The organism is Roseateles chitinivorans, assembly GCF_050632235.1.
GTDB lineage: Bacteria > Pseudomonadota > Gammaproteobacteria > Burkholderiales > Burkholderiaceae_C > Roseateles > Roseateles chitinivorans_A.
Genome location: NZ_CP192584.1, coordinates 4360418 through 4378346, shown reverse-complemented (window position 1 = coordinate 4378346; position 17929 = coordinate 4360418). Strand labels below are relative to the sequence as shown.

The following is a 17929-nucleotide window of genomic DNA, read 5'->3' as shown; positions in this document are numbered from 1 at the left end:
TTGAACGACGTCGAGCACCGGCCGGGCCGCCGGGTTCCTCCGGCTCATCGACCTCGCCAGGCTCATCGGGCTGGATGAACAGCCTCACCGCGAAGATGCTGGTGGCCTATCTCGTCGGCGTCGTGCTGACGGTGGCCACGCTGGTGCTCGTCTTCGACGGCGTGGCGAGCTGGCGCGGCACGGTGTACTTCGACGAGGACATCTCCGAATTCGCCGAAGAGCTCTCGGAGAAGCTGGTGTTCGACGCGGCCGGCACGCCGATCGGTTTCAATGAGGAGGCGCGGCAGTACGACTGGATGTACGCCAAGCTGAAAGACGATCTGGCCTACCGGCTGCTGGACGCGTCGGGGCGGGTCGTGCTCGCGTCGCCGGCGTCGCAGGCGTTCTGGGCCGCGAGCGGTCCCGGCGCGCGGCGGCTGAAGCAGGGCAACTTTTCGTTCGAGTACGCCGGCCAGTCGATGCGTGGCGCCACCGAGGTCGTCCGCAACGGCGGCCGCGACTGGTACTTCCAGCAAGCCGGCAGCGCGCGGCTCTTCGAGCTCTTCCACCTCGAATACGCCATGCCCTTCATGAGCAAGGGCATGGGGCTCTTCGCCACGACGCTGCTGCTGGTCTTCGGCGTCTGCGCCTACCTGACGCTGCGCCGCGTGCTCAGGCCTCTGCACGAGGTCTCGGCCTCGGCGGCGGCGATCTCGCCGCGCTCGGTGCACGGCCGTCTGCAGGTCGACCGCGTGCCGACGGAGATCGTCCCGCTGGTCGAGAGCTTCAACCGGGCGCTGGACCGCCTGGAGCGCGGTTACCGCGTGCAGCAGGAATTCCTCGCCACGGCGGCGCACGAACTGAAGACCCCGCTGGCGCTGATCCGCGCGCAGGTGGAGCTGATGGCCGAAGGCAGGGGGCCCGACCTGCTGCTGCAGGACGTCGAGCACATGACGCGGCAGGTGCAGCAGCTGCTGTTGCTGGCCGAGGCGAGCGAGACGCAGAACTACGCCTTCACGCCGACGGATCTTGAAGCCGCGGCGGGGAGGCCGTCGACTACCTGACCCGGATGGCGACGGCGCGCGAAGTGATGCTCGATGTCGTGGTGGTCGGGGTGACTGGTCCGACCGGTCCGATCGGTCCGGATCGATCGGAAGCGCCGGATCGGTCGGTGACCTGGGACGCGGACCGCGGCGCGCTGTTCACGCTGCTCAAGAACCTGCTGGAGAACGCGATCCAGCACGCGCCGGCGGGGAGTCTGGTGAGCGTGGAGATCGAGGCCGACCGGCTGTCGGTCCGCGACCGCGGGCCGGGCGTGACGCCGCACCAGCTGTCGCGGATCTTCGGGCGCTTCTGGCGCGGCGCACATCGCCGCGACCATGGGGCCGGACTCGGCCTGGCGATCTGCCAGGAAATCGCCGAGGCGCATGGGTGGACCCTGTCCGCGCAGCCGGAGGATCCGGGACTGCGGATGGTGGTCGCAAAATCCCCTGCATGACCCAAGCTGCTCCCTCGTCGCCCCTGGCCGGCAAATTCCTCATCGGCGTGTCCGTCCTGGGCCTGCTCTACCTGGGCCGGGAAGTGCTGGTGCCGATGACGCTGGCGGGGACGCTGGCCTTCGTCCTGGCGCCTTTCGTGCGGCGGTTCCGGCGCCTCGGACTGGGGCAGACCGCCGCGGCCGTCTCGGCGCTGCTGCTGGCCGGCTGCTTCATGGCGGTGGTCGGCGCCGCGCTGCTGGGCCAGTTGAGCGCCATGTCCCGCGAGCTGCCGGCCTACGAGGCCAACCTGCAGGAGAAGCTGACCACCCTGCGCAAGCTCACGGTCGATCAGCTGGAAGAAGCGCATGGCCGGGCCGGCCGGATGATGGGGACCTTCAGGTCGTCGCCGTCGCAGGGCGCCGGGCCCGTGGCCGGCGTCGACCCGGAAGGCGCGTTCCCGCGCGATGCGACGACGTCCGCGGAGCCGCCCGACCGCGGCGCGGACGCGCTGCGGAGACTGGCCGCCGCCGTCTGGGGGCCGGCCGCCACGGTGGGCATCGTGATCCTCGTGCTGATCTTTTCCCTGCTGGAGCAGGACGTGCTCCGCGACCGCCTGATCCGTCTGCTCGGCGGATCGGACATCCGCGCGGCGACCAGCGCGGTGAACGACGCGGGCCAGCGGCTGTCGCGTTATTTCATCTCGCAGTTCACGGTCAACCTCGGCGTGGCCGTCGTGATCGGCGTCCTGCTCGCGGTGCTCGGCATGCCGCACGCCGTGATCTGGGCGGTGCTGGCGGGCGTGCTGCGGTTCATCCCCTACGTCGGATTCCCCGCCGCGGCGTTGGGGGCCTGCGCCGTGGCCGCGGGCGTGTCACCGGGGTGGGACCTCGCCTGGTCGACCGCGCTGGTGTTCCTGGCGGTCGAACTGGTCGTGGCCCATGTGCTGGAGCCGAGGCTGTACGGGCATGCGACGGGACTCTCGCCGCTGTCCGTCGTCGTCGCCGCCATCTTCTGGAGCGCGCTGTGGGGTCCCGTCGGACTGTTGCTGTCCACGCCGTTGACGCTCTGTCTCGTCGTGGCCGGCCGGCATGTGCCCGCCTTGGCTTTCCTCGACATCCTCCTGGGCGACACCCCCGCGCTGAGCCTCGCGCAGCGCTTCTATCAACGGAGCCTGAGCGGCGACGCGGTGGAGATCCTGGCCGACGCCCGGGCGTTCCTGAAGCGGAAATCGCTGGCGACCTATTGCGACAAGGTGGTGCTGCCCGCGCTCAATCTCGGCAGGGACGATCTGGCGCGGAACCTGATCACGCAGCAGCAACGGTCCGCCGCGCAGCGCGTCATCGTGCATGTGCTGGGCGAGCTGACGCGCCTGCCTCATGCGCCCAAGCGCCGATGGACACGGTCGATGCTGCTCGGCGGCGACCTGGGACTGCAGTTGCGCCAGGACCGGCTGAACATCGAGGCGGGCTCGCCCGGCAAGGCGGCGGCGGGCGCTGGCGCGGCGCTGATGTGCATCAGCATGGATGACCGGGAGGCGCACCTGTCGGCGGAGCTGCTCGTCAGGATCCTGCGCGGCGATCAGCTCGACGCCTGGCACGTCACCGTCCAGGAACTGGCGAGCGTTCCCGCCGAGCGGGACATGGCGGCGGTGCAGGCGGTGCTCGTCGTGGCCGCCGCCGCCGCGGACGGTGCGGTCGAAGGGCACGCCCAGGCGCTCAACGAGATGCTCGCCCGATTGCCGCAGGCCCGCGTGATCTCGATGTTCTCGGCGAACAGGACGTCCGTGGACCAGATCGCACCGGACCGGCCGCATGACACGGTGTTCTCGTTCGAGGAAGCGGTCGCGCTGCTGAAGCGGACCGACCTCCCGGCGCTGCCGACCGGGGCCGCCGGCGCCGACCACAGCGCCTGAAGCGCGGCGATTTGTGCGCGGCGATCCGAGCGTCGGCGGGCGCGGCGCGGCGGGCTCAGGCCGCGATGGCGCTGACGCTGTCCTCGTCGCGCAGCTCCCCGGCGGCGACTTCGTCGAACGACGGCCGGTATTCGGGGGCAGGTCTTGCGCGGTGTTCGTCCGCCTGCGCCCGGGCGAGCAGGGCGCGACGCGCGGGATCCGCCTTGATCAGCCGCCGTGCGCGGCTGATTTCCGCGGCATGCTCGGGCCGGCGGCGCTCCCAGTCGGCCAGCAGCGGACCATGGCGCTCAGGGAAGATGCACCACCATTCCACGATCGAGGCCGCGTTGTTGAGGTCGAGCAGCATGCCAATACTCCGGGAGTTGGATGGCTCAATGATACTGTATGTGTATACAGTAGTCACTCAAATAAGTGGGCCTGACCGTTTCCGCCCCTGAGAGAGGGGGAGGCGGCGGACTCAGACGGCGCTGGCCCGGATGCGGGACTGGCCGAAGGTGACCGGCGCCTGCGCCAGCACGGTCATCGCCTGCAGCAGGCGGTCCATGTCGTAGGTCTTGTCGTAGAAGCCGGTGATGCCTGCTTCCACGCAGCGCGGACCGTACTCGGCCTCGTCGGCCGAGGTGACCATGTAGGCGATGCCTTCGTACCCCGCGGCGCGCAGCCGCTCCATGAGCGACAGGCCGCAGCCGCGTCCGAGGTCCAGTTCCGTCAGCACCAGGTCGGGCGCGCAGAGCGCCGCCAGGAAGACCGCCTGGTCCTCGTCGGAGGCCTGCGCCACGACGGTCGCGGTCGGCACTTCCCGCAGGCGCTCATAGAGCATCTTGCGGAACGCGGGGGAGGGGTCGGCGAGGAGGATTTTCATGGCGGTGTCCTGTACGGATACTCGCACCGCCGCGCACGGATGTCACTGCCGGTGTGCCCACTCAAGGTGTCAGGCGTTGCCTTACACGGGACCGTCGCGTGACGGCGTTCACGGTTTCCCCGTCACGGGGTGGCGGGCGCGGAACGCACCGTCACGCCGGCGCGTTTCGGCCCCTCGGCGGCCCATCGCCACAGCGACTCCGCCATCGCCTGCGCGGCGGCCGACAGCGCCCGGTCGCGTCGCCGGATCAGGTAGATGTGGCGCTGCAGGCCCTCGTCCGCGACCGGGCGCGCGACAAGGTCCGGATGGTCGAAGTGGAACAGCGTCAGCGCCGGCACCAGCGTCACGCCCAGCCCCGCGATCACCATGCCCGCCACCGAGCTGAGCTGCTCGAGCTCCAGCACCGGCCGCAGGGGCTGCGAAGGCAGTGCCGCATCCAGCGCCTGCCGCACGCTGCTGTGGCGCGCCAAGCCGATCAACGGCTGACGCGCGAGTTCCGCCAGCGTCGGCTTGCGACGCTTGGCCAGCGGATGGTCCCGCCGGCAGACGAGGTAGAAATCGTCGGACAGGAACGGCTCGACCGACAGCTCCGGCGCGGTGGCACGCACGGCCGCGAGCGCCAGGTCGGCGCGGCCTGAGCGGACCCGCTCCACGCAGCTCTCCGACAGCACGTCCGCCAGGTCGAGCTCGATGCCCGGGTACGCCGCGCGGAAGCTCGCGAGGTGCGGCGGCAGCCAGCCCGCCGCCAGCGCCGGCAAGGCGGCCAGCGCCACGCGACCGCGGCGGCGCGCGACGTGATCGCGCAGGTCGTCGGTCGCGAGCCGCATGTCCTGCAGCAGACGCCGGGCGGGCTCCAGGAACAACGTGCCTTCGACGGTCGGCTCGACCGCCCGCGTCGTCCGGTCGAACAGGCGCACCCCCAGGCTCTCCTCCAGCGTCCGGATCAGCGCGCTGAAGGCCGGCTGCGACAGGTGGCACTGCGCCGCCGCGCGGGTGAAGCTCCGCAGCTCCGCCAGCGAGACGAAGGCCGCGAGCTGCCGCGCCGACAGGTTGGCCACCGAGGACTCCGTCGTGGATGCATTCATTTGATTCACCGATCAGCTGATCAAAACAATCGAATTCTCCGATAGGCGGCGCGCGCCTACAGTCGACGACATGCCACCCGTCCCAGTGCCTGCTCCAGCGTCCGCGGCAGAGCCCGCTCCGACACCCGTCACCGGTCCCTTGCTGGTCGGCTGCGCCGCCGGCTTCTCCGGCGACCGCACCGACGCGGCACGGCCGGTCGTCGACACTCTGATCCGCCTCGGCGGTCCGGCGGTGCTGATCTTCGAGACGCTGGCCGAGCGCACGCTCGCGCTGGCGCAGCTCGCGCGGCAGCGGGATCCCGAGGCCGGCTTCGAGCCCCTGCTCGACGACATGCTGGGGCCGGTGCTCGCGGACTGTCTCGCGCACCGCATCCCGATCGTCGGCAACTTCGGCGCTGCGAATCCGCCCGCCGCCGCACGCCGCGTCCAGGCGCTGGCGGCCGAGCTCGGCCTGCGGGTGCCCCTCGTGGCCGTCGTCGGTGGCGATGCGCTCGAATCTCCCGGGCAACGCGCGCTGCTCACGCAGACGCTGGCGCGCGAGGGCCATGCCATCGCTGACGACACCATCGCCTGCGCCAACGTCTACCTCGGCGCGGAGGGCATCGCGGACGCATTGCGACAGGGCGCGGACGTCGTCGTCACCGGTCGTGTCGCCGATCCGTCCCTGACGGTCGGACCGGCCCTCGCGCATTTCGGCTGGGCGCTCGACGACTGGGACCGCCTGGCCGGCGCGACGATGGCCGGGCACCTGCTGGAATGCGGTGCGCAGGTCTGCGGCGGCTACTACGCGGATCCGGGATTCAAGGACGTGCCGGATCTGGCGACGGTGGGATTTCCCATCGTCCGGATCGAGGCCGACGGCAGCTGCGCCGTCTTCAAGGCCGACGGCACCGGCGGCTGCGTCGACGAGCACACCGTCAAGGAGCAGCTGCTGTACGAGCTGCACGACCCTGCGGCCTACCTGACCCCGGACGTCGTTGCGGATATCGGCGAGGCCGAGGTGCTGTGCGTGGGTGTGAACGAAGTACGGCTGTCCGGCGTACGGGGCCACGCACGACCGGAGGCCTTGAAGGCGAACGTGTTCTTCGCCAACGGCTGGTTGGCGGAGGGCGAGATCTCCTATGCCGGGCCGGGCGCCGAAGCGCGCGCACGGCTCGCGGCGGACGTGCTCCGGGCCCGGCTGCACGAGCGCGACCGGCAAGGCCCGCTGCGTGTCGACCTGATCGGCGTGACGAGCGTGCTGGGTGATGACGGCGGCGACGCCTTGGCGAGAACGCTGCCGGGTGAGGCACGCGATGTGCGGCTGCGCGTCGCGGCGAATCACGCCGACCGCGCGGGCGCAGAGCGCCTGACACGCGAGGTCACGGCGCTCTACACCTGCGGCCCGGCGGGCGGTGGTGGCGTGAGGACGCACGTGCGCCCGCGCCTGGGCCTTCGTTCCTGCCTGTTCCCGAGAGAGCTTGCCAAGCCCACGATCACGCGCTTGCCGGAAGTCAGCGAGGGCGGCTGGGGCCGGAATGGTGCTTGGGGGTCCAGGAGGGATCCCCCATGCACCGTGGAGAGCCCGCGCTTGGCGACGCGCATGACAGCGGCCTCCGCAAGCTTTGCGCCATCAGCCGCACCGGCCTCTTCGACCGCTTCGACCGGGTCGAACGCATCGTCGACGCATTCCGTCGAACTGCGCCTCGCCGCCCACGGCCGCACGGGCGACAAGGGCGACCGGTCCAACATCAGCGTGATCGCCTGGCATCCGGCGCTGTATCCGCTGCTGGTGGAGCAGCTCACCGAAGAAGCGGTGGCCCGCCAATTCTCATCCCGCCGACCGACCCACGTGACGCGCCATCTGCTGCCGCAGCTGCACGCGATGAACTTCGTGCTGGACAGCGTCCTCGACGGCGGCGTCAACGATGCCTTGAACCTCGACAGTCACGGCAAGGCCTTGTCCTTCGTCGTGCTGGCGATGCCCCTGGAAGTCCCGGAGCCTCTGCTGCCGCTGCTCCGGCGCCCGATCCCGAACCACAACGACACGATGGAGACGACCCGATGACCTTCCCGAAGCCGATCAGCCGCCGGCGTACCTTGCTATCTGCCGCGAGCGCCGTGGGCGCCGCTGCCTTCGCCCTGGCCGCGCCGGGGCAAGTCCTGGCACAGGCGCAAGGTGCGGGCGGCTATCCCAACAAGCCGATCACCTTCCTGGTCCCGTTCGCCGCGGCCAGCGCGACGGACCAGCTGGCGCGGGCGCTGGGCCAGGCGATCACGGAGCAGACCAAACTGGCCGTCGTCGTGGACAACAAGGCCGGCGCCAGCGGCATGCTCGCGGCGCAACAAGGCGCGCGCGCCGCGCCGGACGGCTACACGGTGCTGATCACGACCAACACGACGCAGGCCGCCAATCCGCATCTCTATCGCAAGCTGCCCTACGACCCGGTGAAGGACTTCGCGCCGGTGACCGGCCTGGGCAAGGGCGGCCAGGTGATGGTGGTCAAGGCTGACGGCCCGTACAAGTCGGTGGCCGACGTGATCGCACGCGCGAAGCGCGAGCCGGGCAAGGTGAGTTTCGGCAGCGGCAGCGCGTCCAGCCGCGTTGCGGGCGAACAGTTCCAGCAGCTCTCGCACACGCAGCTGCTGCATGTGCCGTACAAGAGCAACCCGCCGGCGTTGACCGACCTCATCGGCGGGCAGGTCGACTTCATGATCACCGACACGGCGACGGGACTGCCGCAGATCAAGGCGGGGAAGGTGAGGGCGCTCGGGTTCTCGATGACCAAGCGTTCGCCGCTGCTGCCGGACGTGCCGACGATCGCCGAGGCGGGCGTCAACGGCTACGACATGAGCTACTGGTTCGCGGCCTATGTGCCGGCGGCGACGCCGGCGCCGGTGGTGCAGCGGCTGCGCGAGCTGCTGACCGCCGCGCTGCGCAGCGTGCCGGCGAAGACCTTCTTCGACGGTGCCGGCGTGGACGCGTGGGCGAGCACGCCGGACGAGCTGCGCGCCTTCCAGGAAGCGGAGACGCGCAAGTGGGGGCAGATCATCAAGGCGGCGGGCATCGAGCCGGAGTGATCGGTGCTCGTGCTCCCTCTCCCGCTTGCGGGAGAGGGTGGGGGTGAGGGCCAGCGGCCGTGGCAGTGCTGAAGCCCTCTCGGATCACTTGCTTTTTTCGCTCCACAGCACGCCGCCGGTCGCCCAGTCCTGACGCTTGATGTCGAAGAAGACGACGTCGACGCCGTCGGCGCTGCCGCCGAGCACGCGGACGCAGGCCTCGGTGAGTTCCTTGGCCAGATCAGCCTTCTGCTGCTGCGTGCGGCCTTCGAAGAGTTCGACGCGGAGGGTGGGCATGGGTGTGCTCCTGGGAGTGGTGGGAATTCAGTCTCGGAATCCGGGCGACAGCCGGTCCACGCGGCGCAGCAGCGCAGGCCATTCGGCGTCGCCGTCGCGCTCGGTGCCGTCGCCGATCCATTGGCGATGGGTGAGTTCGGCGAGCGCGTCGTCGACCCGCAGCACGCGGCCGCTGCTGGCGGCCATCGCGCGAAGCTGGGCTTGCGCGGCGCGTTCGAGGATGTGCATCAGCAGATAGGCCTCGGCCACCGAGCGGCCGATGGTCAGCGTGCCGTGGTTCTCGAGGATCAGTCCGTCGAGCGCGCCCAGGTTGGCGACCAGGCGGACCTGTTCCTCGGCGCCCAGCGCCAGGCCTTCGTAGGCATGGCGGCCGAGCCGGCCGTGCAGGCGCATCGCCCATTGCGAGGTCGGTTGCAGCCCGCCGTGAAGCATGGCCAGGGCGACGCCCCACGGCGCGTGGAGGTGGATCACGCATTCGACGTCGGGACGGGCGGCGTGCACGGCGCCGTGAATGGCGAAGCCGCTCGGATTGACGCGGCGGCCGGTGCCGTCCACCACGCGACCGCGCACGTCGACCTTCACGAGGTTGGAGGCGCAGACCTCGTCGAAGCCCAGGCCGAATTCATTCAGCAGGTAGACGCCGGGCTCGCCCGGCACGGCGGCCGACAGGTGCGTGTAGATCGTGTCGTCCCAGCCCGCCAGCGCGGCCAGGCGGTAGGCGGCGGCGAGGTCGACGCGCACATCGGCTTCGGTGCGCGACGAGGAAGGGACAGGCTCGTTCATTGTTTCGCGGCGCAGAGATGCTTGCTCTTGGACGACCAGCAAGTCACCTTCTCGGCATTCACCACGGTGTAGAGGCCCAGGGCGATCAGGGGAAGACAGACAAATGCCTTCTTCCACCCGAGGAGGACGCCCACCACTGATTCGCCGAAGCGGATCGGAATCCCACCCCCGAAGGCAAAGACGATCGCGACGATCACCGCCGTGACACCAAGGAAGCGCGTGAATGCGAAGGCACCGAACAACATGCCGACGGCGACACCGATCACCATGAAAACGATCCCGGCCACACGAAGAAGAGGATGGCTTTCCGTCTCCTCAGAGGAGGTGGACTTGCGGGTCATTGTCAGGCGCGTTGATGGTGGAGAACTGGCGTCGAGTCTATTCGATGCGCAATGTCGCGATTCGGATCGAGCAGGCCTGGATGCAGTGCCGTCGGATGCTGTCGAAGAAGCAGACGGGTCTCCACTTGTTTGGCAACCGTTGAAGCCCGCTGACCTGCTGGTGATGTAGCGCATGGATGTCTAAGCGGACACACGCCTGCCGTCGGCGCGGAAAGCGTCCAGTCGGTCACGCGATGGGGTGGCATCGCCCTTGCCATCACGTTGTCATGACCGGGTGTGAACGATGTCGAAATTCATCATGTTGATCCGGCACGCCGAGAAGCCGACGAGCGATGCCGCGGGCGTGAACGTCACCGGCGTCCTCGATGCCCAGTCGCTCAGCGTGCCGGGATGGCGCAGGGCGGGGGCGTTGGTGCGGTACTTCGGATCAGCGGGCAGCAAGGGCGACGGCGGCCCCATCCGTTGTCCACGGCACATCGTCGCGGCGCGGCCGACAGGCCGGCATCCATCGACGCGACCGGCCGACACCGTGCGGCCGCTGGCGGAGTTCCTCGGCCTGCCCGTGGACGAGCGCTGGTCCGATCAGGACGCGCCCGAGGACGTCGCCGCGGCGCTGCGGGCGCTGGACGGTCCCGTGCTGGTGTGCTGGCGGCATCACGGTCTGCCCCGGCTGGCGGACGCGATCCTGCAGGACGACGGCATTCCCTCCGTCTGGCCCGCGGAGCGCTTCGACGTCACCTGGTCGTTCTTCTGCAGGAGGCACACCTGGACCTTCGCGGAGACGCCGCAGCTGTTGCTGCCCGGCGATCTCGGCTGCGGCATCGACCCTGTCGACCCTATCGACGCGTGAGTCGCCGGCCCGGCGAGACCTGCATCCGCAAAGCCTGCAGGCGCAAGGCGTCGTCCGCCGCCGCGCCGGAGGCCGTGTTGTCGAAGACGCACCAGACCTCCGTGCCCGTCGGCCATCGCGCGATCTCCGCCGCCCGCGCGGCGAGCCAGTCGTCCTCGTAGCGCGACCAGTACATCCGCGGCGACCCATGCCAGCGGTAGTAGACGATGGCACCGCGCCCATCGCCGTGCTCGCCCAGCCAACCGCCGGGTGCGCCGGCACCCGCCGGCAGGGCCGGATCCGCCGCGACGCGTCCGACGCGTTCCTCGACGAGCAGCCGCTCCGCGGATTCGCTGAACCACGTCGGATGTCTTGGCTCGCACAGCACGGCGCCGTCGAAGCCGGCGTGGACCGATCGGAAGAAGGCGCGAGCCGACCGGGTGTCCAGCTCGAGCGAAGGCGGCAGTTGCACCAGCAATGCGGCGAGCCGGCTGCCCAGTCCGGCGAGTGACGCCGTGAACGCTTTCACCTCGGCGCGCGGCGCCTTCAGCCGCGCCTCATGGGTCATTGCCTGAGGCAGCTTCACCGAGAAGCGGAAGTCCGGCGGCGTCTCCAGCGCCCAGCGTTCGAAGGTGGCGGCGCGGTGCGTGCGGCTGAACGTGGTGTTGATCTCGGCGCAGTCCAGCACGCGCGCATAACGGGCCAACTGGCTGCCCTCGCCGGGGAAGGACGCCACGACGGCCTTGGGAATGCTCCAGCCGGCCGTGCCGATGCGCACGGTCATTTCCTCCGTACCGCAGCCCAGACCTCGCGCAGCGTCGCGGCGATGACGCCGCGCGCATCGGGGTCGCCCTGCAGCAGCGCCTTGGCGTACTGCAGCATCTGCTTGGGTTCGACGTGCGGCGGCAGCGGCGGCACATCCGGATCGACGACCATTTCCAGCAGCACCGGCCGCGTGGCGCGCAGCGCGTGGTCCCAGGCCGGCGCCACGTCCTCCGGCCGGTCGACCCGCACGGCCTCCAGCCCGAGCATCCGTGCGTAGTCGGCGTACGGGAACGCCGGCAGATCCTGGGAGGCCGCGTACTTCGGATCCCCGGCGGTGACGCGCTGCTCCCAGGTCACCATGTTGAGATCGCCGTTGTTGAGCACCATCACGACCAGGCGCGGGTCCGCCCAGTCCTTCCAGCGGTGCGCGATGGTGATGAGCGCGTTGATGCCGATCATCTGCATCGCCCCGTCGCCGACCAGCGCGATCACCGGGCGTCCCGGATGGGCGAGCTTGGCGGCGAGTGCGTACGGCACGGCGCATCCCATCGTGGCCAGGCCGCCCGACACCGACCCCATCATCCCGGGCCGGGCCTTCAGGTCCCGCGCATACCAGCCGGCCGCCGTGCCGGAATCGCAGGTCAGGATCACGTCTCCCGGCAGCCGGGGCGACAGGTCCCAGAACACGCGTTGCGGATTGACGGGCTTCGCGTCGTTCATCGCGCGAGCTTCCAGCACCTGCCACCAGTCGCGCACCTCGCCTTCGATCCGGTCGCGCCAGGCGCGGTCCGGCTTGGGCGTCAGCAGCGGCAGCAAGGCCTCCAGCGTGAGGCGGCTGTCGCCGATCAGGTTCGCTTCCATCGGATAACGCGTGGACACGTGGCGCCCGTCGATGTCGATCTGCACGCCGCGCGCCTGGCCTTCCTTGGGCAGGAACTCCGAATACGGGAAGTGCGAACCCACCATCAGCAGGGTGTCGCATTCCTCCATCAAGGTCCAGCTGGGCTGGGTGCCCAGCAGGCCGATGCTGCCGGTCACGAAGGGCAGGTCGTCGGGGACGGCCATCTTGCCGAGCAGCGCCTTCGCGATGCCCGCGCCCAGGCGCTCGGCGACCTGGATCAGCGCGTCCGTCGCGTGCAGCGCGCCAGCGCCGGCCAGGATCGCCACGCGCTGGCCGGCATTCAGGATGTCCGCCGCGGCGCGCAGTTGCGCATCGGCGGGGACGCCCGCCGGCGCCGTCCAGCCGATCCCGGTGTGGACGGTGTCGTGCGCCCGCGGCGGCGTCGGCACCGCCTTTTCCTCCTGCAAGTCGTGCGGCACGATCACGCAGGTCACCGTGCGCCGGTCCCGCGCGATGCGCACCGCGCGATCGATCAGGTGGCGCACCTGGGCGGGCGTCATCGCGGTGTGGACGAACTCGTGCGCGACGTCCTTGAACAGGCTGTGCAGGTCGACCTCCTGCTGGTAGTCGCCGCCGATCGCGCTGCGGGCGCTCTGGCCCACGATCGCGACGACCGGCATGTGGTCGGCCTTCGCGTCATACAGGCCGTTCAGCAGATGGATCGCGCCGGGACCGGAGGTGGCCATGCACACGCCTACCTCGCCGGTGAACTTGGCATGGGCCGTCGCCATGAAGGCCGCAAGTTCTTCATGCCGGACCTGCACGAATTCAAGTCCGAGTTGCTGACGGCCGAACGCCCCCATCAGGCCGTTGATCCCGTCGCCGGGATAACCGAAGACGCGGCGTACACCCCACGCATGGAGTCGTTCGAGGATCTGGTCGCTGACGGTGGCGGACATGCGGGCGGACTCCTGGAGGATGGCGGTGAGAAGGCATGGCAAGCGGCGCACCGCCTCGATGGCCACGCGTCGATGACCCCGCTGCCCGCAAGGCGGCATGCGCATTGCCGGTTCACCCTGTCGGCGTCTTTGCCGACGCGCACAACGTGGAGACCACCATGGCTCAGCAACCCAATTCGCAGAACCAGAAGCAACCGCAGAGCGGACAAGGCCAGCAGACGCAGCAACAGCATCAGCAGGGCCAGCAAGGACAGAACCAGCCCGGCGGCCAGCAGCAGGGCTCCGGATCCCAGGGCCAGCGGCAATCGCCGCAGCAGAGCCAGCCCGGCAGCGGCCAGCAGGGCCAGATGAGCCCAGGCTCGCGCCAGCAGAACCCGCAGACCTCGCGGGATCAATCCAATCGCGCGTCCCGCGACGATCAGGATCAGGACAGCGATTCGTCGCGCGACGATCGTTGAGGACTGACGCTCTTGCAGGGCCGCGCGGGAGCTTCCCGTCGTCGGCCCGCTCCCAAGCCCCGGCATGCCGGGGCTTTCTTCATTCCGGCGCAGGTCCGTCGGAGAGCCGCTTGCCTCGCTACGGCATGGATACCCTGTTCAACGCGCTTCAATGGCCGGCGATGGCCGTCACGCTGGCCGCCGCCTGGCTGGTCGGCGGACGCAGCGCGCGTCGGCGCACCTGGGGCTTCTGGGTCTTCGTGCTCAGCAACGTGCTGTGGTGCGTGTGGGGCGCCTTCACCCAGTCGTACGCGTTGATCGTGCTGCAGGTCGGGCTGTTCGTCCTGAACCTGCGCGGCATACGGAAGAACGAGGACGACGCGGACTCGACACCGGCATCGGACGAAGCCCGTTGACATCGGCATTCGCGGCGGGCACCGCGCTTGCTATCGAGCTTGTTGCGGCGCGCCCGATCGCGCCTGGTCCCAGCCATCACCGCCAGGAGAACTTCCATGCCTTCCACGACCACCAGTTCGACCACCAGCCGCCGATCGGCCACCCGCCGCACGACGCCCGCCCGCGCGAAGTCGCCGGACGCCGTGAGCCTGCTGCGCGCCGATCACAAGCTGGTCAGCGAGCTGTTCGAGCAGTTCGAGAAGTCGCGCTCCACCGCGAAGAAGCAGCAGCTGGTCGCGCAGATCTGCCTGGAGCTCACGGTCCACGCGCAGGTTGAAGAAGAGATCTTCTATCCCGAGGTCCAGGCGGCCTTGAAGGACAAGACGTTGGTGCCCGAGGCGCGTGTCGAGCACCAGAGCATCAAGAACCTGATCGCCGCCGTCGACGGTGTCGAGCCCGGCGGCGAGGACTACGACGCCAAGGTCAAGGTCATGAGCGAATGGGTCAAGCATCACGTCAAGGAAGAGCAGAACGAGATGTTCCCCAAGGCGAAGAAGGCCGGGCTGGACATGGCCGAACTGGGCGGGCGGATCCTGCAGCGCAAGCAGGAGTTGATGGCTCAGGAGCAGGCGAAACATTGAGCACCGACGTGACGTTCCCTGGGTCCGCCACCGGCGTCGTCGACGTAGGCCTGCAATTGCGGGCGTTGATCGACGCCGGACAGGCGGATCTGCCGCTTCCGGGTCAGGGGCGGACCCTGGCGCGCTGGGCCGCGTTGGCGGCAATCGCCGCCCAGGACCTGTCGCTCGTGAAGCTCTTCGAGGGGCACACCGACGCGATGGCCATCCTTGCGGAGGCCGGCCAGTCGCCTGCGACCGGTCCGCGCCAGATCCACGCCGCCTACGGCATGTGGGCAGCGGAACCGCCCGGTGCGCGCGTGCACTTCCGGCCAACGTCAGGCGGCGCGGCTGAAGGGACGATCGTCCTGTCCGGCACCAAGGCGTGGTGCTCCGGCGCCGCCGCGCTGGATCGCGCGCTGCTGACGGTCTGGCCGGAAAACACCGGGTCGGACGGGCAGGACGGATCGGGCGGGGGCCCTGGCTCGCGGATGTCGATCTGAGGCAGCCCGGCGTGGCCGTGGATGCCTCGCGATGGAAGGCCGTCGGCATGGCGGATTCCGCCAGCGCCTCGGTGCGCTTTGAAGCGACGCCTGCGCGGTTGATCGGCCACGCCGGGTTCTATCTGTCCCGTCCCGGATTCTGGCAAGGTGGCATCGGCATCGCGGCCTGCTGGCACGGCGCGGCGTGCGCTGTCGGCGGCGCGTTGAAGGCGCAGGCCCAGACCGTTGCGGCCGCAAAGGCCGCGCGTGACGCCGGTGCCGAGGGCGGCGATCCAGGGTGGCATCGAACGCTCGCACTGGGTGATGTGGACCGGACGCTGAGCGCCAACGCCGCGCTGCTGCGCGAGGCGGCCGACTGGATCGATCGTCATCCCCACGCCGATGCTCGTACCTGGGCACTGCGCACCCGCGCCGCCAGCGATGACTGCGCCCAACAGGTCTTGCGTGCCGCGACTCGCGCAATGGGCGCGGGTCCGCTGTGTCATGACGAGGCCTTCGCCCGTCTGGCCGCGGATCTGCCGGTGTTCATCCGCCAGAGCCATGGCGACCGGGATCTGGCCGCCCTGGGCACTGAACTCATGAAACAAGCGGAGACGACATGGATGCTCTGACGATCGATCACGCCATCCAGGACCTCCGGCAGAAACAGCCTGCGAGCGACCCCGCTGCGCGTCGCAGGATCGAGGGCCTCGGTACGCCCGAGTCGATGTGGCGGCAATGGATGCCGCTGTGGCAATCGCCGCTGACCTCGCTGGACGAGTTGGTGCCTCCCGGAGCGCGGGTCGTCGTCGTGGCGCCGCATCCGGACGACGAAGTCGTGGGCTGCGGCGGGCTGCTGTCCCTGCTCGCGGCCCGTCGTCGTGCGACCCGGCCTGTCTCGTCAGTCTCGCGGGGCACCGCCCCTTTCGTCGAGGTGATCGGCGTGACCGATGGCGATGCCAGCCATCCCGGTTCGACGAACTGGACGCCGGAACGCCTCGCCGCGCGCCGGCGGCTGGAGCGTCTGCGGGGACTGCGGCATCTGGGCATCCGCGCTCCGGTGCATGCGCTCGGCCTGCCCGATGGCCGCGTGGGCAGTCACGAGCGGCGACTGGTCGACATCTTGTCTGGACGGCTGCGGTCCGACGACATCGTCATCACCACGTGGCGACACGATGGCCATCCTGATCACGAGGCCGTCGGCCGCGCCTGCGCGGAGGCGGTCCGCGCCGTGGGCGCCACGCTGATCGAGATGCCTGTCTGGACCTGGCATTGGGCGCGACCCGGTGATGCCGCAATCCCCTGGCATCGATTGCGGCAACTGTCGCTGTCCGGTCGCGCGCTGGAAGACAAATGGCTCGCGCTGTCCGAGCATCGCAGCCAGCTGACGTCGGACGGGGAACGCCCGCCCGTGTTGTTCCCGGAAGCGGTGGATCGACTGCTGCGATCCGCCGAGTTCTATCTCGTGCCCGAGCCCTCGGCATGACGGCGCGAAAACCATCGCAGCCGCTCGCGCAGTCCGGCGCGCCGGAGCGTGCGCCGTCGACGGCGTCCTCGGCCACGCTGGCCGATCATTTCGAGACCCTGTTCAGCCAGGACCCCGATCCCTGGGGATATCGCACGCGCTGGTACGAGCGCCGCAAGCGGGCCCAGCTCCTGGCCAGCCTGCCGTCCGAGCGCTACGCCAACGCCTTCGAGCCGGCATGCGCCAACGGCGAGCTGAGCGCCGAACTCGCGGCGCGTTGCGATCGGCTGCTCTGTACCGATGTCAGCGCGGCGGCCGTGGCGCACGCCCGAGACCGACTCGCCGCGCTGACGCATGTGGCCGTTCAAAACACCTCGATTCCCGCAGCGTGGCCCGACGGACGCTTCGATCTGATCGTGCTGAGCGAGATCGGCTACTACCTCGACGACCGCGCGCTGCGCGACACGATCGAGCGCGCGGCGGCAAGCCTGACCGATGGCGGCACGCTGATCGCCAGCCACTGGCGTCATCCCGAGGGCGACTATCTGCGCAGCGGCGACGAGGTGCACCGCCTGATGGCCACCGCGTTCCAGGAGCATTTCGCCTGGTCGCGCCTGTTGCGCCACGAAGAGGAGGACTTCCTCGTTGAGGTGTGGAGTCCCGACTGCCGCTCCGTGGCCCGGCGAGAAGGCCTGCGGCCATGATCGGCGCGGTCGTGCCGGCCCACAACGAGGAAGCGCTGATCGGCCGCGCGCTGACGGCTCTCGGGCGGGCGGCGCGGCATCCCGATCTGCGGGGCGAAGAGGTGCGCATCGTCGTCGTGCTCGACGCCTGCACCGATCGCACCGCCAAGATCGCTCTGGCGTCCGGCGTGCAATGCCTCGCGATCGAGGCGCGCAACGTCGGCATCGCGCGCGGGGCTGGCGCGCAGGCGTTGATCGAGCAAGGCGCGCGCTGGCTGGCGTTCACGGACGCGGACTCCGTTGTCGCCCCGGGCTGGTTCTCCCGGCAGCTGGCGATGCGCAGCGAGGCTGTGTGCGGCGTGGTCGAAGTGGGCGACTGGATGGGTTTCACGGCCGCGGAGCGGGCCGCGTACGAAGGCGGCTACACCGATGCCGACGGGCACCGTCACATCCACGGTGCCAACCTCGGCGTGAGCGTGAGCGCCTATCGGCAGGCCGGCGGCTTCCCGCAGCTGCGCACGCGCGAGGATGTCGCGCTGGTGGAGCGGCTCCAGGCGCTCGGCGTGCGCATCGCATGGACGAACACGGTGCGCGTGGTCACGAGTGCCCGTCAGGACGGTCGTGCGCCAGAGGGTTTCGCGACCCACCTGCAGCGGCTGCGCTGCGCGTAGCTCTCGCT

22 protein-coding genes and 1 pseudogene are annotated in these 17929 nt (G+C 69.9%); 15 read left to right on the top strand and 8 right to left on the bottom strand.

Annotation, left to right across the window (positions count from 1 at the left end; all coding sequences use genetic code 11):
• The first annotated feature begins 74 nt into the window (after positions 1-74).
• Genes ACQ859_RS19830 through ACQ859_RS19820 form a run of 3 tightly spaced genes read left to right on the top strand, consistent with a single transcriptional unit; the run spans position 75 to position 3369 of the window.
• Complete coding sequence (locus ACQ859_RS19830; protein ID WP_431262385.1) at positions 75-1043, top strand: histidine kinase dimerization/phospho-acceptor domain-containing protein; 969 nt, start codon at positions 75-77, stop codon at positions 1041-1043.
• 5 nt (positions 1044-1048) lie between these two features.
• Positions 1049-1477, top strand: coding sequence for a sensor histidine kinase (locus ACQ859_RS19825; protein WP_431262384.1), 429 nt, complete (start codon positions 1049-1051; stop codon positions 1475-1477).
• A complete protein-coding gene (locus tag ACQ859_RS19820; protein WP_431262383.1) occupies positions 1474-3369 on the top strand; it encodes an AI-2E family transporter in 1896 nt (631 codons plus the stop codon). The genes ACQ859_RS19825 and ACQ859_RS19820 overlap by 4 nt, the downstream gene beginning before the upstream one ends.
• A gap of 55 nt (positions 3370-3424) precedes the next feature.
• On the opposite strand, the gene ACQ859_RS19815 is transcribed toward ACQ859_RS19820, so the two are convergent.
• The 3 genes from ACQ859_RS19815 to ACQ859_RS19805 form a co-directional block, all read right to left on the bottom strand.
• The gene (locus tag ACQ859_RS19815) at positions 3425-3715 is read right to left on the bottom strand and encodes a hypothetical protein (RefSeq protein ID WP_431256924.1); all 291 of its coding nucleotides are present in this window, start codon (positions 3713-3715) and stop codon (positions 3425-3427) included.
• Between the two features lie 111 nt (positions 3716-3826).
• Complete coding sequence (locus ACQ859_RS19810; protein WP_431262382.1) at positions 3827-4231, bottom strand: response regulator; 405 nt, start codon at positions 4229-4231, stop codon at positions 3827-3829.
• A gap of 122 nt (positions 4232-4353) precedes the next feature.
• On the bottom strand, positions 4354-5316 hold the full coding sequence (locus ACQ859_RS19805) for a LysR family transcriptional regulator (protein ID WP_431262381.1): 963 nt from the start codon (positions 5314-5316) through the stop codon (positions 4354-4356).
• Between the two features lie 70 nt (positions 5317-5386).
• On the opposite strand from ACQ859_RS19805, the pseudogene ACQ859_RS19800 reads away from it, so the two are divergent.
• From ACQ859_RS19800 to ACQ859_RS19790, 3 genes and pseudogenes are all read left to right on the top strand, one after another.
• A pseudogene (locus tag ACQ859_RS19800) lies at positions 5387-6796 on the top strand (acyclic terpene utilization AtuA family protein); the annotation flags it as partial.
• Positions 6797-6898: 102 nt separating this feature from the next.
• Positions 6899-7363, top strand: coding sequence for an AtuA-related protein (locus ACQ859_RS19795; RefSeq protein WP_431266604.1), 465 nt, complete (start codon positions 6899-6901; stop codon positions 7361-7363).
• Positions 7360-8376, top strand: a complete 1017-nt coding sequence (locus tag ACQ859_RS19790; RefSeq protein ID WP_431262380.1) for a Bug family tripartite tricarboxylate transporter substrate binding protein — start codon at positions 7360-7362, stop codon at positions 8374-8376. Before ACQ859_RS19795 ends, ACQ859_RS19790 begins: the two co-directional genes overlap by 4 nt.
• A gap of 84 nt (positions 8377-8460) precedes the next feature.
• Here ACQ859_RS19790 and ACQ859_RS19785 read toward each other — a convergent pair whose 3' ends face one another.
• The 3 genes from ACQ859_RS19785 to ACQ859_RS19775 are packed head-to-tail and all read right to left on the bottom strand — an operon-like array spanning position 8461 to position 9776.
• The gene (locus tag ACQ859_RS19785) at positions 8461-8652 is read right to left on the bottom strand and encodes a 4-oxalocrotonate tautomerase (RefSeq protein WP_431262379.1); all 192 of its coding nucleotides are present in this window, start codon (positions 8650-8652) and stop codon (positions 8461-8463) included.
• A 27-nt stretch (positions 8653-8679) separates the two neighbouring features.
• Entirely contained in the window at positions 8680-9435 is a 756-nt protein-coding gene (locus tag ACQ859_RS19780) for a class II aldolase/adducin family protein (RefSeq protein ID WP_431262378.1), read from the bottom strand.
• Complete coding sequence (locus ACQ859_RS19775) at positions 9432-9776, bottom strand: hypothetical protein (protein ID WP_431262377.1); 345 nt, start codon at positions 9774-9776, stop codon at positions 9432-9434. The genes ACQ859_RS19780 and ACQ859_RS19775 overlap by 4 nt, the downstream gene beginning before the upstream one ends.
• 283 nt (positions 9777-10059) lie before the next feature.
• Between ACQ859_RS19775 and ACQ859_RS19770 the strand changes: the two genes are divergently transcribed.
• Positions 10060-10626, top strand: coding sequence for a hypothetical protein (locus ACQ859_RS19770; protein WP_431262376.1), 567 nt, complete (start codon positions 10060-10062; stop codon positions 10624-10626).
• Here the strand turns inward: ACQ859_RS19770 and ACQ859_RS19765 are convergent.
• Together ACQ859_RS19765 and ACQ859_RS19760 are read right to left on the bottom strand one after the other, a co-directional pair.
• Complete coding sequence (locus ACQ859_RS19765) at positions 10613-11389, bottom strand: DUF72 domain-containing protein (RefSeq protein ID WP_431262375.1); 777 nt, start codon at positions 11387-11389, stop codon at positions 10613-10615. The genes ACQ859_RS19770 and ACQ859_RS19765 overlap by 14 nt on opposite strands.
• Positions 11386-13170 carry a thiamine pyrophosphate-requiring protein gene (locus tag ACQ859_RS19760; RefSeq protein ID WP_431262374.1) on the bottom strand — a complete coding sequence of 595 codons (1785 nt, stop codon included), beginning with the start codon at positions 13168-13170 and terminating at the stop codon, positions 11386-11388. The genes ACQ859_RS19765 and ACQ859_RS19760 overlap by 4 nt, the downstream gene beginning before the upstream one ends.
• A 158-nt stretch (positions 13171-13328) precedes the next feature.
• Between ACQ859_RS19760 and ACQ859_RS19755 the strand changes: the two genes are divergently transcribed.
• The 8 genes from ACQ859_RS19755 to ACQ859_RS19720 all read left to right on the top strand — a co-directional run bounded on the left by ACQ859_RS19755 (position 13329) and on the right by ACQ859_RS19720 (position 17921).
• Positions 13329-13628, top strand: a complete 300-nt coding sequence (locus ACQ859_RS19755; protein ID WP_431262373.1) for a hypothetical protein — start codon at positions 13329-13331, stop codon at positions 13626-13628.
• Between the two features lie 110 nt (positions 13629-13738).
• Positions 13739-14023 (top strand): hypothetical protein, encoded by a 285-nt coding sequence (locus ACQ859_RS19750; RefSeq protein ID WP_431262372.1) that lies wholly within the window; start codon positions 13739-13741, stop codon positions 14021-14023.
• A gap of 96 nt (positions 14024-14119) precedes the next feature.
• The gene (locus ACQ859_RS19745; RefSeq protein ID WP_431262371.1) at positions 14120-14644 is read left to right on the top strand and encodes a hemerythrin domain-containing protein; all 525 of its coding nucleotides are present in this window, start codon (positions 14120-14122) and stop codon (positions 14642-14644) included.
• Positions 14641-15123 carry a hypothetical protein gene (locus ACQ859_RS19740; protein ID WP_431262370.1) on the top strand — a complete coding sequence of 161 codons (483 nt, stop codon included), beginning with the start codon at positions 14641-14643 and terminating at the stop codon, positions 15121-15123. The genes ACQ859_RS19745 and ACQ859_RS19740 overlap by 4 nt, the downstream gene beginning before the upstream one ends.
• 11 nt (positions 15124-15134) lie before the next feature.
• Positions 15135-15734, top strand: a complete 600-nt coding sequence (locus tag ACQ859_RS19735; protein ID WP_431262369.1) for a hypothetical protein — start codon at positions 15135-15137, stop codon at positions 15732-15734.
• On the top strand, positions 15722-16588 hold the full coding sequence (locus ACQ859_RS19730) for a PIG-L deacetylase family protein (protein WP_431262368.1): 867 nt from the start codon (positions 15722-15724) through the stop codon (positions 16586-16588). Before ACQ859_RS19735 ends, ACQ859_RS19730 begins: the two co-directional genes overlap by 13 nt.
• Positions 16585-17271 carry a class I SAM-dependent DNA methyltransferase gene (locus ACQ859_RS19725; RefSeq protein ID WP_431262367.1) on the top strand — a complete coding sequence of 229 codons (687 nt, stop codon included), beginning with the start codon at positions 16585-16587 and terminating at the stop codon, positions 17269-17271. The genes ACQ859_RS19730 and ACQ859_RS19725 overlap by 4 nt, the downstream gene beginning before the upstream one ends.
• Complete coding sequence (locus tag ACQ859_RS19720) at positions 17268-17921, top strand: glycosyltransferase (RefSeq protein ID WP_431262366.1); 654 nt, start codon at positions 17268-17270, stop codon at positions 17919-17921. The genes ACQ859_RS19725 and ACQ859_RS19720 overlap by 4 nt, the downstream gene beginning before the upstream one ends.
• Positions 17922-17929 lie beyond the last annotated feature (8 nt).

Bases quoted from the DNA above. Each gene is read 5' to 3' on its own strand.
- ACQ859_RS19830 (WP_431262385.1), top strand. From the start codon at position 75: ATGAACAGCCTCACCGCGAAGATGCTGGTGGCCTATCTCGTCGGCGTC.
- ACQ859_RS19825 (WP_431262384.1), top strand. From the start codon at position 1,049: ATGGCGACGGCGCGCGAAGTGATGCTCGATGTCGTGGTGGTCGGGGTG.
- ACQ859_RS19820 (WP_431262383.1), top strand. From the start codon at position 1,474: ATGACCCAAGCTGCTCCCTCGTCGCCCCTGGCCGGCAAATTCCTCATC.
- ACQ859_RS19815 (WP_431256924.1), bottom strand. From the start codon at position 3,715: ATGCTGCTCGACCTCAACAACGCGGCCTCGATCGTGGAATGGTGGTGC.
- ACQ859_RS19810 (WP_431262382.1), bottom strand. From the start codon at position 4,231: ATGAAAATCCTCCTCGCCGACCCCTCCCCCGCGTTCCGCAAGATGCTC.
- ACQ859_RS19805 (WP_431262381.1), bottom strand. From the start codon at position 5,316: ATGAATGCATCCACGACGGAGTCCTCGGTGGCCAACCTGTCGGCGCGG.
- ACQ859_RS19795 (WP_431266604.1), top strand. From the start codon at position 6,899: ATGACAGCGGCCTCCGCAAGCTTTGCGCCATCAGCCGCACCGGCCTCT.
- ACQ859_RS19790 (WP_431262380.1), top strand. From the start codon at position 7,360: ATGACCTTCCCGAAGCCGATCAGCCGCCGGCGTACCTTGCTATCTGCC.
- ACQ859_RS19785 (WP_431262379.1), bottom strand. From the start codon at position 8,652: ATGCCCACCCTCCGCGTCGAACTCTTCGAAGGCCGCACGCAGCAGCAG.
- ACQ859_RS19780 (WP_431262378.1), bottom strand. From the start codon at position 9,435: ATGAACGAGCCTGTCCCTTCCTCGTCGCGCACCGAAGCCGATGTGCGC.
- ACQ859_RS19775 (WP_431262377.1), bottom strand. From the start codon at position 9,776: ATGACCCGCAAGTCCACCTCCTCTGAGGAGACGGAAAGCCATCCTCTT.
- ACQ859_RS19770 (WP_431262376.1), top strand. From the start codon at position 10,060: ATGTCGAAATTCATCATGTTGATCCGGCACGCCGAGAAGCCGACGAGC.
- ACQ859_RS19765 (WP_431262375.1), bottom strand. From the start codon at position 11,389: ATGACCGTGCGCATCGGCACGGCCGGCTGGAGCATTCCCAAGGCCGTC.
- ACQ859_RS19760 (WP_431262374.1), bottom strand. From the start codon at position 13,170: ATGTCCGCCACCGTCAGCGACCAGATCCTCGAACGACTCCATGCGTGG.
- ACQ859_RS19755 (WP_431262373.1), top strand. From the start codon at position 13,329: ATGGCTCAGCAACCCAATTCGCAGAACCAGAAGCAACCGCAGAGCGGA.
- ACQ859_RS19745 (WP_431262371.1), top strand. From the start codon at position 14,120: ATGCCTTCCACGACCACCAGTTCGACCACCAGCCGCCGATCGGCCACC.
- ACQ859_RS19730 (WP_431262368.1), top strand. From the start codon at position 15,722: ATGGATGCTCTGACGATCGATCACGCCATCCAGGACCTCCGGCAGAAA.
- ACQ859_RS19725 (WP_431262367.1), top strand. From the start codon at position 16,585: ATGACGGCGCGAAAACCATCGCAGCCGCTCGCGCAGTCCGGCGCGCCG.
- ACQ859_RS19720 (WP_431262366.1), top strand. From the start codon at position 17,268: ATGATCGGCGCGGTCGTGCCGGCCCACAACGAGGAAGCGCTGATCGGC.